General features: G+C 73.7%; 13 protein-coding genes and 1 pseudogene. 7 read left to right on the top strand and 7 right to left on the bottom strand.

All coding sequences use genetic code 11. The features are described from left to right. On the top strand, window positions 1-595 hold a 595-nt coding region (locus ABD317_RS26630; RefSeq protein WP_344292726.1), incomplete at its 5' end, for a GNAT family N-acetyltransferase. 24 nt (window positions 596-619) lie between these two features. Here ABD317_RS26630 and ABD317_RS26625 read toward each other — a convergent pair. After that, window positions 620-1834 (bottom strand): MFS transporter, encoded by a 1215-nt coding sequence (locus ABD317_RS26625; RefSeq protein WP_344292724.1) that lies wholly within the window; start codon window positions 1832-1834, stop codon window positions 620-622. Window positions 1835-1925: 91 nt separating this feature from the next. On the opposite strand from ABD317_RS26625, the gene ABD317_RS26620 reads away from it, so the two are divergent. The 3 genes from ABD317_RS26620 (at window position 1926) to ABD317_RS26610 (ending at window position 4031) form a co-directional block, all read left to right on the top strand. After that, complete coding sequence (locus ABD317_RS26620; RefSeq protein WP_344292722.1) at window positions 1926-2459, top strand: TetR/AcrR family transcriptional regulator; 534 nt, start codon at window positions 1926-1928, stop codon at window positions 2457-2459. 88 nt (window positions 2460-2547) lie between these two features. Beyond that, a complete protein-coding gene (locus ABD317_RS26615; protein WP_344292720.1) occupies window positions 2548-3150 on the top strand; it encodes a nitroreductase family protein in 603 nt (200 codons plus the stop codon). Between the two features lie 521 nt (window positions 3151-3671). Further along, window positions 3672-4031, top strand: coding sequence for a hypothetical protein (locus ABD317_RS26610; RefSeq protein ID WP_344292718.1), 360 nt, complete (start codon window positions 3672-3674; stop codon window positions 4029-4031). A gap of 216 nt (window positions 4032-4247) precedes the next feature. Here the strand turns inward: ABD317_RS26610 and ABD317_RS26605 are convergent, their stop codons facing one another. The 3 genes from ABD317_RS26605 to ABD317_RS26595 form a co-directional block, all read right to left on the bottom strand. Next, window positions 4248-4787, bottom strand: coding sequence for an AAA family ATPase (locus ABD317_RS26605; protein WP_344292716.1), 540 nt, complete (start codon window positions 4785-4787; stop codon window positions 4248-4250). Between the two features lie 234 nt (window positions 4788-5021). After that, on the bottom strand, window positions 5022-5243 hold the full coding sequence (locus ABD317_RS26600) for a DUF397 domain-containing protein (protein ID WP_344292714.1): 222 nt from the start codon (window positions 5241-5243) through the stop codon (window positions 5022-5024). After that, a complete protein-coding gene (locus ABD317_RS26595) occupies window positions 5236-6045 on the bottom strand; it encodes a helix-turn-helix domain-containing protein (RefSeq protein WP_344292711.1) in 810 nt (269 codons plus the stop codon). The genes ABD317_RS26600 and ABD317_RS26595 overlap by 8 nt, the downstream gene beginning before the upstream one ends. A 208-nt stretch (window positions 6046-6253) precedes the next feature. Here ABD317_RS26595 and ABD317_RS26590 point away from each other — a divergent pair, with 208 nt between their 5' ends. Further along, entirely contained in the window at window positions 6254-6793 is a 540-nt protein-coding gene (locus tag ABD317_RS26590; protein WP_344292709.1) for an ATP-binding protein, read from the top strand. Further along, window positions 6787-7188, top strand: coding sequence for an ATPase (locus ABD317_RS26585; RefSeq protein ID WP_344292707.1), 402 nt, complete (start codon window positions 6787-6789; stop codon window positions 7186-7188). Before ABD317_RS26590 ends, ABD317_RS26585 begins: the two co-directional genes overlap by 7 nt. Window positions 7189-7276: 88 nt before the next feature. Here the strand turns inward: ABD317_RS26585 and ABD317_RS26580 are convergent, their stop codons facing one another. Beyond that, window positions 7277-8449: an epoxide hydrolase family protein gene (locus tag ABD317_RS26580; protein ID WP_344292705.1), complete on the bottom strand. Its 1173-nt coding sequence runs from the start codon at window positions 8447-8449 to the stop codon at window positions 7277-7279. Between the two features lie 86 nt (window positions 8450-8535). On the opposite strand from ABD317_RS26580, the gene ABD317_RS26575 reads away from it, so the two are divergent. Continuing rightward, window positions 8536-9102 (top strand): CGNR zinc finger domain-containing protein, encoded by a 567-nt coding sequence (locus ABD317_RS26575; RefSeq protein ID WP_344292703.1) that lies wholly within the window; start codon window positions 8536-8538, stop codon window positions 9100-9102. Window positions 9103-9113: 11 nt separating this feature from the next. Here ABD317_RS26575 and ABD317_RS26570 read toward each other — a convergent pair whose 3' ends face one another. Both ABD317_RS26570 and ABD317_RS26565 read right to left on the bottom strand, forming a co-directional pair. Next, complete coding sequence (locus ABD317_RS26570) at window positions 9114-10565, bottom strand: N,N-dimethylformamidase beta subunit family domain-containing protein (protein WP_344292701.1); 1452 nt, start codon at window positions 10563-10565, stop codon at window positions 9114-9116. 221 nt (window positions 10566-10786) lie between these two features. Next, a pseudogene (locus tag ABD317_RS26565) lies at window positions 10787-11788 on the bottom strand (hypothetical protein); the annotation flags it as partial.

Genomic DNA, 11788 nt, shown 5'->3' with positions numbered 1-11788 from the left:
CGACGCCGCCGATGCCGCCGCGGCCGGGGCCGCCGTGCTGGTGCGGCGGGTCCTGGCCGAGGTCGGCCCGTCCTACCGGCTCCTGGGAGAGGCGCCGCTGATCGACGCGCTGGTGCGGCGGCTGCCCGGGCTGGAACCCGTCCACCGCTTCTTCTGGATGGAGACCACGTCCCTCTCCGGGGCCGCCACCGCGAGCGTGCGGTGGCTGGACGCCCGGGAGGAGAAGGAGGCGGCACCGCTGTTCGACCGCTTCTTCCCCGACTCGTACATGCAGCCCGGCCGTGCGGGCATGCGCCGCTGGGCCGGGATCACCGGCGACGTGCCCGGCGCCCCCGCGGCGCAGCCGCTGGCGGTGGCGGGGGACGGGTGGCCCGCGGCCGGGTGCGGGTTCATGGGCGGCGTGGTCACCCACCCCGCCGCCCGCGGACGCGGCCTGGCGCGGGCCGTGTGCGGCTTCGTCCTGGACGCCCTCGTCCACCGCCACGGGCGCGCCGCGCTCATGGTGCTCACCGGCAACGCGCCGGCCGTCGCCGCGTACGAACGCCTCGGCATGACCAAGCACCTCTACGGGGCGGCGCAGCCGCCGGCCCGGTGAGACCGGGACACGCCACCGGCCGGGTCACCGGCCGGAGCCGCCGGAGCGGTGCGCCGCCAGGGCGGTGAGCAGCACCAGAACCGCGGCCAGCGGTGCCAGCGGACCCGCGCCCAGACCCGCCAGCGCGACACCGCCGAGGACCCCGGAGAGCGAGATCGCCAGATACAGCGCCGACTGGTAGAGGGAGGTGACGACGGACCGCGCGGCCGGCGCCAGCGCGATGATCTCCTGTTGCTGCGGCGTGGTGAGGGAGAAGGACAGGAACCCGACCACGACGATCGCGGGGAAGGCGGCCGCCACGCTGCCCCGCAGCAGCGGGACCGCCAGCAGCGCCGCGGCCAGCAGCGAGGTCGCGGCCACGATCACCCGGGTCGCGCCGAGCCGGTCGGCCAGCGTGCCGGCGACCAGGTTGCCCGCGGTGCCCGCGACCCCGAACACCAGCAGGAAGACCGCGAGCAGCCCGCTGTCGCCGCCGGTGGCGGGCTCGTAGACGGCGCTGAGGTACGTGTACGGGACGTAGACCCCGGTGAACGCGAGGAGCGTTCTGCCCAGCGCGGCGAGCACCCGCCGGTCGGTCAGCGGCGCCAGCCGGACCCGCAGCCCCGCGCCGCCGCCGCCGGGCAGCGCCGGCAGCCGGACGGCGACGACGGCGGCCGCGGCCACTCCGGCGAGCACGAGGAACCACAGCGTCGAGCGCCAGCCGAAGGCGCCGCCGATGACCGTGCCGATCGGCGTACCCAGCACGAGCGAGGACGTCAGCCCGAGCATCACCACGGCGATCGCCCTGCCGTGGTGGCGCCGGCCGGCGAGCGTGGCGGCCGTCGCGGTGGCGCTCGCCGTGTAGAGCGCGGCGCCCATGGCGGCGACGGCGCGGGCGGCGAGGACGAGGGGGTAGCTCGGCGCGACGGCGGTCAGCACGTTGCCCGCGGTCAGCACGGCCAGCGCGACGACGAGGGCCGTACGCCGGGACCAGCCGGCGGTGAGCACGCCGAGCACCGGCGCGCTCACGGCGTACGCCAGCGAGAAGACCGTCACCAGCTGCCCGGCCGCGGCGACGCTCACCCCGAGCGAGTCCGCGATGTCCGGCAGCACGCCGGCGATGACGAAGGCGTCGGTGCCGACGGCGAACGTGCCGAAGGCGAGGACCGCGGCGTGCGAGCGCCAGTGCGGGGAGGCGCCGGGCTCGGGGGCGGCATCGGAGGGCGTGGCCGGCGGGGTGGTGCGGGGCGGGCGGGACAAGGCTGCTCCTCGATTCTGTACCGATCGGTTCCGTTTTGTGGACGGTACCGACCAGTTCCGTATCGCGTCAATCCCGGGTTACCATCGCCGCATGCCCACACGAGCCCGCGAGCGCCTGATCGAGGCGGCCGGCGACCTCTTCTTCGCGGAGGGGATCCACGCCGTCGGCGTGGAGCGGCTGCTGCGCGAGTCCGGCGTCGGCAGAGCGTCGTTCTACCGCCACTTCGCGAGCAAGGACGAGCTGGTCGCGACCATGCTGCGCAGCTACGACGAGGAACTCCGGGGCTGGCTGCGCCGGGTCGTCGCGGACGCCGGCGGCGACCCGCTGGCGATGTTCGACGGGCTCGCCGACCGGATGGCGGCGTCCGGCTTCCGCGGCTGCGCGTCGATCAACACCATGGTCGAGATCGCGGACCCGGACGACCCCGCGCGCAAGGTCGCCGTCGAGCACAAGGAGGCCATGCTCCGGGAGCTGCGCCAGCTCCTCGATGCACCGTACGACGCGGATCTGCCCGAGCAGTTGCTGCTGCTGTTCGACGGTGCGCTCGTCAGCTCCCTGCGGGAGCGCAGCCCGGCACCGGCGCGACGGGCCCGGAAGATAGCCCAGGCCCTGCTAGCCCCGTAAACCGCCCACGCGGCCCCTAAGCTCGGCGTGTCTCGAACCGGGTCGCGCGGATGGGCTTCCGCGGGTGCTCGTGGCAGGATCTGCCCGTATGGAGTTCTCCGAGGTGGTTCGCCGTCGGCGCATGATCCGGCACTACGCGGACAGGCCGCTGGCCCCGGAGGTGGTGGAGCGGATCCTGGCCTCCGCCCTGAGATCACCATCGGCCGGCTTCTCCCAGGGTTGGGCATTCCTCGCCCTGACCGACCCCGCCGACCGCGCCCGCTTCTGGCCGTTCGTGCCCACCCGCGTCGAGAAGACGCCGACCATGCAGGACGCGCCCCTGGTCGTGGTGCCCATGGCCCACAAGGCGGCGTACCTCGAACGCTACGCCGAGCCCGACAAGGGCTGGGAGGACCGCGCGGAAGCCCGTTGGCCCGCTCCGTACTGGCACATCGACACGGGGATGGCCGCCCTGCTCATGCTGCTGACCGCCGTCGACGAGGGCCTCGGCGCGTGCTTCTTCGGCATCATGCCCGAGCATCTGAAGCCCTTCCGTGCGGAGTTCGGGATTCCCGACGAGTACGCCCCCATCGGCGGGATCACCGTGGGATACCGCGCTGACGACGTGCCCCTGCAGGGCCCGCGCATCGAAGAGCGCCGACGCAGCGCGGATGAAGTCATCCACCGCGGGCACTGGGGCCGGCATTCCTGAGCGTGCCCGTCGTGTCGCGTACCGGTGACCCACTCTCCGAGCCAGACCCACGCGGCCCGGCCCTTGCGCGTCGGCGGGCGCCCGTCCAGGGGTCCCGCGTGAACGCCTCCGTGACGAACTCGCGGTAATACCGGCCGCAAAATCGGGCAAACCGCCCTGACGGGCCGACTTTTGCGCATCGCCGCACACCCAGTCGGCTTCGAGGCCCGCCGGGGCCCTTCCGGCGACGGGGGCGGTCCGGCCCGGCGGTCCGCCGTCCGGGGCCGACGCTCCCGCCCCCGGCCGGGGACCCCGCGATCAGGGTGAGCCCGAACCCGGCGACCGGCCCCCGTCACCTGGTCACGTCGGCGCCCGGGCCGCGGCCCGGCACCGGGCCGCGGCCCCCCATCGCCTGGGCCTTGGCGCACGTCGCAGTCGCGGTCGCGCAGGCAGGCGGGTTCCTGCGCCCCGTGCTCCGCCATGACGTCGTCGAAGGAGCCGTTCCCAGTGCTCGGGCAATTGGCTGTAAGCGGAGGACGCGCTTGACCGCCACCGCGACGCCTGCAAAGCTTGATATCGATCAAATCTCGTCAACTACGGTAAATAGTGAAGGGATTGATGTCATGTCACGATATGCGAAGGCTCTAGGGTCTTTCGCCACCGTCGCCGTCATGGCCATCGGAGGGCTCGCGGTCGCGCCGGCCGCGCAGGCAGCCCCGGCCGCGCAGACTCAGGCCGCGTCGGCTGCCAGTGGCTGGGAGTACTGGGGCTACTACTACGACTTCGACACGTGCATGGAGTCGGGTGCGGCCTACGCCAGGGCTTTTGGGGCCGACGGGTACAGGTGCACGAGCGAAATCCATCCTGGCTACTGGACCTACAACCTCTACCTGCTGTTCTGACCATCCGACTGCCTCGCTGACCCCTTCCCGCCTTGCGGTTCGTGGGTGCGAGCGATGGGCTGGTCGAGGTTGGTGACACCGACGGAACCCCGGTCGTTCAGTTGGCGATCAGCCGTCAACACCGGGACGTAGGAGTCCGGTCGGTCTGCTACCGAGGCGTGCTCGACCTGCCGCACGAGGTGGTCGAGCGCGCCTCCTGGCATACCCGCGCGTGAATCACGATGAGCCGACCCGAGCGCCGGGTGCGGCGTCACGCAGCACCCGGCCCGAGGCGTCGTCCTGCCACCGCACCCAGAACACCGCCCGCCCCCGCTCCTCGGCCTGCCGGGCGGCCTGGGCGGCAAGGGTCGTCTTGCCCAGCCCGCCCGTCCCGCACACCACGACGAGTCCGCCGCCGTCCCGACCGGCCATCAGCTGCTGGATGTCGGCGAGTTGGCCGTCGCGGCCGCGGACAGGGGCCGGGACGGCGGGAGCGCGGTAGGAGGCGTGGGCGGCGGCCTCCCGCACCCAACGCCCACCCGCCTCACCGTCGCCCGCGGCGGGTGGCAGGGCGGGAGCGGGAGAGCGCAGGGTAAGCAGCGAGACGGCGAGACCGAGCAGGCCGACAGCCCCGCCGATCACACCGGAGAGCTGGTCCGCCGTCTCCAGCCCGACCCGTACGACCGCCCACGCAACCCCACCCGCCGCAAGGCCGCACACCGGCGCCCACAGCAACCGGGCCAGCAACCACCGGCCCCGCCCCACATGCCTACGCACGCCCGCAGCGCTCTCCACCGTCACCCATCCCCGTACGCCAAGAATGCCGCTCCGCCGTAGATCAGCAAGCACGACTGAGGGCTTCGGTACGTAGCCGTGACAGCACCACCCGCTCCGCCGAGGCGTGTGCCCATCCCGCACGCCAGCACCGCGACCGGCGGCGGGCACGGGTCGGCCCCGGCCGGCGGCGCGATGCCGCAGGTTCCGGGGCCGTGTTGGGGGTGGGGCGTCGGGTCAGGCGGTAGGGAACTCGTCCGCCTTGACCGCTGCCACGAAGGACCGCCAGGCGTCGCCGGTGAAGACGAGGGCGGGGCCGTGGGGGTCCTTGGAGTCGCGTACGGGGACGGTGCGGTGGCCGTCAGCCACCTCGACGCAGCTGCCGTTGTTCCCCCCGCTGTAGCTGGACTTACGCCACGACGTCAGTGTCGACGCCACGGCGATGACGTTGTCACGCATTCCGGAACTCCTCTGCTGCCGCCCGTAGGAGAGCGATGGACTCAAGGGGAGGCAGTGCGTCCCCCAGCGCGAGAGTGTAGGACGTGACGCACGCCGCAACCCGCGCCGGATCATCCAGCAACTGCCCCACGTGCACTCCCTCAACGTATGCCACCGGCGCCATGGCGTCGAACGACATAAGGCTCAGCATTCCCTCCATCAGCGCGTGCGCTCCCGAGGTGTAGGGGATCGCATGCAGTCGGATGCGGCCGGTTTCCGCCAGCCCGAGGATGTGCTCCAACTGGTCAGCCATGACCTCGCGGCCACCGACCACCCGTCGGATGACGGCCTCGTCAAGGACTGTCCACACGGTCGGAGACCGCGGATCGTCGAGGAGTCGGGCCCGTTCGATCCGGTTGACCACTCGCCTGTCAAGTTCGTCCATCGTGTGATTGGGCTGCGCGGCCCGGAAAAGGGCACGTGCGTAGTCGGGCGTCTGGAGCAGGCCGGGTACGGCTAGGGCAGCGAACTCCTTGATGACGACAGCCAGTTGCTCCAGCTCCGCCGCCTCCGAGAAGTGGTCGGCGTACCGCCCCTCCAGGTTCACCAACCAGCGCGCGAAGAACCCATCCGTGCTCAGCGCCTTGTCGATCCGCTGGGCGTCCTCCATCCTCGGCAGCCGCCGCCCCGCCTCGAAGTGGCTGATCAGCGTGGGAGAACACACCACCACCTCAGCCAGCGCATCCTGCGTCATGCCCTTCGCCAGCCGCCGGAGCCGCAGCTCCTCGCCGTACTTCTGCCGCGGGGTCTTGTACGTCTCCATGGCGCCTCCTACTTGAATGACGAGCCGTCAGCCGAACACCCCTGGTGCAACGTAGTGGCACCCGGTCACGCTTTTTGCACGGAAAGCAATGATTCGACAGAAAGAGCGAATTCATGGGTGAGGAAGGCCGGTGCAGGGAACGCCTGCGATTCGCCGTGCATGTACGCAACAGCGGTCGGCGGCGCGCCTGCCGGGAACGGATGCGCTCATGATCCGCCAGCGGGGCGCGGTCATTGCCGGTGCCGCCCGCGCCGGTCACGACCTTCGCGCGGTACGCGCGGGCGCCCCATGCAGCCGTCGACGGGCCTCCGTCGTGCTGCCCGGCGCCTCCACGGCAACGCCCCGGTGTGCTCGGGAGATCATCCGGGCCTGGCTGGTCGCCTGGCAGGTCCCGGCCGAGCAGACGTACGACAGCCTGGTGGTCCTCGGCGAGCTGACGACCAACGCGCTGCTGCACACCGACAGTTCCCAGATCGCCGTGTCCGTGCAGCTCACCGGCCGGGAGCTGCGGCGGCTGACGGTCCGGGTGGTCGACCAGGGGCCGTCCGCGGCGGGCTGGGCCGACCGGCGGGATGGCCCCGGTGGCGACGGCCCCGGTGACGACGGGGCCGTGTCCGGCCGCGGGTTGGCCGTGGTCGACGCGCTCGCGGACCGGTGGGGTACGGCTCGGCGGCTCGCCGGGACCAGCGTGTGGGCGCAGTTGGCCGTGCCCGCGTCCCGCTCCCACCGCGAGGGGGACCCGTGGTGATCACGGTCGACCGGCCCGTCGCCGTGCGGCTCGTGAGCTTCGGCTACGCGCACGGGCGGCCCGTCCCCGACGCGCACATCGTCCTCGACCTGCGCGCCCACTTCGGCGACTCCCCCGCGCCCTACGGCCTCACCGAACCGGAAAGCCTCGTCGCGGAGACAGACGGGCTGCCCGAGCTGGTCGAAGGCGTCATCCCCGTGCTGGCGGCCTTCCGCAGCGGGTGCGGGGCCGCGGCGGGCGACGCGCCCGTCACCGTGGCGGTGGGGTGTGCCGACGGACGGCTGGCCGCGGGCGTCGCGTCCGTGGTCCGGCGGCGTACGGACAGCCGCCTCGTCCGCGTCACCGTGGAACACCGTGGGCCCGATGCCTGGCAGGGGCAGGAACCACAGGCGTGACCCCGGCCCGGCTGCGGCGGCGGCTGCCCGGCGTCATGCGTCCGCCGGCCACCGGCCACCGGCCGGGCGGACAGCGCGTTCCAGCGGCTCACCCCCGCGCCGCCAGCACCGCCGCGAGCCCTTCCCGCAGGTCCTCGACGAAATACCCGGGAACCTCCAGCGACGGGAAGTGCCCCCCGCGTGCGGGGGTCGACCAGCGGACGATCTGCCGGTAGCGCTCCTGCGCCCACGGGCGCGGGGTCTTCTCGCTGTCGGCGGGGTACATGGTGAGGGCCGACGGGACGTCGACCCGGAGTTCGGGATCGAGCGAGTCGTGGCTTTCGTAGTAGATACGGGACGCCGACGCCCCGGTCCGGGTCAGCCAGTACAGCGTGACGTTGTCGAGAACGCGGTCTTTGGAGATCGTCTCGAACGGGCTGTCCTCGGTGTCCGACCACTCGGCGAACTTGTCGAGGAGCCAGGCCAGAAGCCCGACCGGCGAGTCGACAAGCGCGTAGCCGACGGTCTGCGGGCGGGTCGCCATCTGCTTCGCGTACGCCCCGTGCCGGCGCCAGAAGCCGCGGGCCTCCTCGGCCCACCGGCGCTCGACCGCCGTCAGCCCGTCCGTGGTCAGCCCGGGCGGCGCCGCCGCGAACGTAGAGTGGATGCCGAGGACGTGGGCCGGGAACCTGCCGCCGAGGACCGTGGTGATGTTCCCTCCCCAGTCGCCGCCGTGGGCCAGGAACGTGCCGTAGCCGAGCCTGTCCATCAGCTCCACCCAGGCGGCGGCGATCTTCTCGGTGCCCCATCCGGTGGCGGCCGGCCTGTCGCTGTAGCCGAAGCCCGGCAGCGACGGGACCACGACGTGGAACGCGGGCGCGTCCGCGTCGTCCGGATCGGCCAGTTCGTCCACGAGGTCGGCGAACCTGGCGATGCTGTCCGGCCAGCCGTGCGTCATGAGCAGCGGGGTGGCGTCCGCGCGCGCCGAGCGGCGGTGCAGGAAGTGGATTCCCAGGCCGTCGATGACCGTACGGAACTGGCCGATGCGGTTGAGGAGCGCTTCGAACGACCGCCAGTCGTACCCGGTGCGCCAGTGGTCCACGACGTCGACGAGGTCGGCGAGCGGCACACCCTGTGCCCAGCGGCCGGGGCCGGGCGCGGCGCCGTGGACCGTCTCGGCCTCCGGCAGCCGGGCCGCGGCCAGCCGCGCGCGCAGGTCGTCGAGGTCGGCGTCGGATGCGTGGGCTTCGAATGCCTGCACGTCGCTGGCGGGGCGGGGCATGGGCTCTCCTGACCAGTAGGGAACCGTCTATGACGGTTCCAGCATGGCACGGCACCGCACGGCCCGCAACCAGCTATGCTGGTTCCATGCGTGCCGACTTCCCTGAATTCCGCCTCGGCAGCGTGCTGGCGACCAGCTTCACGGCGACCCTGACGGAGCGCCGCGGCACCCCCGTGGAGCGCATCCCCACCCCGCAACGGCTCGTCGACTGGCTGACGGTCAGCGGCCTCGCCGTGGACTCCTGCACCCCCGCGCAGTTCGCCCTCGCCCGGGAGCTGAGGGAGTCGATCCACCTCGCCGCGACCGCGGCCGCGGTCCGGGAGGCGCCGCCCGAGGCCGCCGTCCAGGTCATCAACGACCGCAGCGCCGCGGGCCGGGCCGCCGCGGTCCTGACGCCCGAGGGGAGGCGGCGGTGGCGGCTCGGTCCGGGCTCCGGGGTGGAGGACGCCCTCGGCGTGATCGCCGCCGACGCGATCGGCGTCATCTCGGGCGAACGGGACGGAAGGCTGGCCCTGTGCGCCTCACCGACCTGCCGGGCCGCCTTCTTCGACACCAGCCGGAGCCGCACCCGCAGATGGTGCGAGATGAACACGTGCGGGAACCGGGAGAAGAAGGCGCGGTTCCACGCCAACCAGCGCAGACAGCACAGCTAGCACGGGCACGCTCAGTCGCGCTTGCAGATCTGGTCCAGCAGGTTCGCCGTCGCCCGCTGGATCACCGGGTTCACGTGGTCCGGCCGGTCCAGCGCCGGGGACCACGCGAACGTGCCCGCCGCGAACACCAGCCCGCCCGCCGGCGTCTCGTACAGCGACGTCTCCTGGTACCGCCGCATCCCGCGGCCGTCCTCGTACGGCGAGTGGGCCAGCAGCCGGCGCTCCGTGTGCTTCGGGAGCGGCGCGCGCGGGAAGTAGCGGTCCGCCTCGCCCGCGACCAGGCCCGGCAGCTCGTCGCCCTCGCGGGCGCCCGTGGCCTCCCACAGCCAGTGGTCGGCGTTCCGTACGACCAGCGGCCGCGGCTCCGGCACCCGGCCCACGTACTGCACGCCCAGCAGCTCCTGCTCCGGCGCGCCCTGTTCGCGCCAGAGCGCCGGGCGGCCGGGGCCTTGGCGCTTGGCGCAGTGCAGCAGCCGGTCGGGCTCGCCGGCCGCGGAGGGGGCGAGGCCGATCTGCCAGTACATGGTGTTGGCGGAGAGGAACACCAGCGACGTGCCCGCGTCCCGGGCCCGCTCGGCGGACCGGCGCATCGGCACCGACCAGTACTCGTCGTGGCCGGGGAAGACGATGCCGCGGTAGCGCGTGGGGTCGACCCGGCCGGCGTGCAGGTCGCGGGCGTCCGCGTACGCCAGGTCGTAGCCGTAGCGCTCGGCCCAGCGGATGAAGTCGTAGGCGTGGCCGGCGTGCAGCGGCAGGCCGGCGCCCGCGTAGGGGCGGTCGAAGGAGACGGTGGTGGCGGCCTCCGGCTCGCCGAGGAGGCGGCCGTCGTCGTCCCAGGCGTGGTAGAGGCTGGCGCCGGTGCGGCCGTCCTCGGGATAGAGGTTGTACGCCTGCCAGGTGACGTCCGGGAGCAGCAGGAGCAGGTCGGCGGGGTCGGTGGAGCGGACGGTGAACGGCGCGTGGGAGCGGTGGCCGTCGGCGGTGGTGAGCACCGCGACGTACGCGCCCGGGGAGAAGTACGACGGGATGTGCAGCCGCCACGACAGCCACCAGTGGTGGCAGGAGACGGTGCGCCCGGCGGCGAGCGGCACCGGCTGCACGATGCCGGCGAGCCGCGGGCTGCCGGTCACCTTCGCGGCGCCGTCGCCGGCGTAGTGGCCGATGCGGTAGACGTCGACGCCGAACTCCTGCGGCGGGTCGACGGACACGCGGAGGTCGACGGAATCGCCCGGCGCGACGCACGAGGGCGCGGCGAAGCCCTTGATCTGCTGGAGTACGTCGTTGGCGAGGTGGACCCCGCCGTCGCCGGTGGTGGCGGCGTCCACGTACCAGGGGACGAGGCGGCCGTCCTCGAAGGACTCCTCCCCGGCGTGCAGCCACGGCAGCGGGCCCGCCGCGAACGGGTCGGAGACGGCGTGCGCGAGCGCACCGGACTCCCAGCGGCGGATGCTGTCGTGGACCACGGGCCTCCCTCCCTCGCGCCCGCGCGGGTCGGTGCGTTCCAGGACATCACACAACGCAATCGGTCCTTCACGGAACACCGACGTTCGTTCGACAAGACGCCCGGACGAGGCGATCGGTTCCGGTTCCGGGACATCCGGGAAGGTCCGGGGGCCCCGGCGGGGCGTCCCGGAGGGCGTCTGGAGGGCCGGGGGGGGGCCGGGCATCCGGGCGTCCGGGGGCGTCAGACCAGCAGCACCGGCTTCTCCGGGCGTACCCCCGCGGCCGTCAGCCAGGAGCGCAGCGGGGTGTCGTCGCGGGTCTCGACCAGGGTGCGGACCGCCGCCGCGGGGCTGCCGCCGCGCCGGGTGCGCAGCACGGGGCCGTCCAGCCAGTCGAGCCCGGGGGCGGCGCCGGCGGTGTCGACGGCGGCGCAGCAGACCATCGCCAGGACGTGGTCCACGAGCAGCTCGCGGCCCGTACGCGGCGGGTGCAGCGGCGCCCCGGCCCCCGCCGCCCCGGCGTCCCCGGCGGCCGGGTGCGGAGACGGCGGCGGGTGCAGGTGCGGGTACTGCTGCCGGTGCTGCTCGTGCTGCTGCTGTTGCGCGCGGGCGAGGGCGGCGCCGATCCGGTCGACCTCGTCGGGGCCCGCGGTGAGCCGGTCCACGACGCGGGCGAGGGTGCCGCGGTCGGGGCGGCCGGCGGGCTCGGGGGAGTCTTCGAGGCGGTCGAGCACGGCGTGCAGCCGGGCGGCCTCCAGCCGCCACTTGCGGTCCACGACCTCGTCCGGGTACTGCTCCCAGCTCACCCCCGCGAACCCGGCCGCCGGCTCCCCGCCGACCACGGCGCCGACCGCCGCGCCGCCCGGGCCGCTGAACAGCTCCGCGGCGAGCAGCGAGGCCGCCTCGTCGACCATGCCGGGCTCCTCCAGCAGGTCGCAGGCGGGGCGCTCGCCGAGCCGGGAGGCGAAACCCTCGGCCAGGCGGTCGCGCCGGGACAGCTCGGTGAGGGCGGCGACGACGCCGGCGTTGAGCCGGGCGGGCCAGCGGCCCATGCGCCAGGCGGGCAGCGCCACACGGGTCAGCAGCCGGTCCCAGCCGGCATACGCGAGCCCCACCTGCTCCTGCGCGACGATCCGCAGACCGTAGTCCACGGCCTGGGCGCGCTCGGCCGCCGCGGCGGCGACGGCGCGCTCCATCTCGACCGGGTGCTCGCCGCAGGCGCGCAGCAGCAGCCGCGCGACGCC

Origin of the sequence: Streptomyces synnematoformans, assembly GCF_039531005.1 — a bacterium.
GTDB lineage: Bacteria > Actinomycetota > Actinomycetes > Streptomycetales > Streptomycetaceae > Streptomyces > Streptomyces synnematoformans.
Note: the sequence above shows the minus strand (reverse complement) of the source record. Positions and strands in the feature narration are given on the sequence as shown.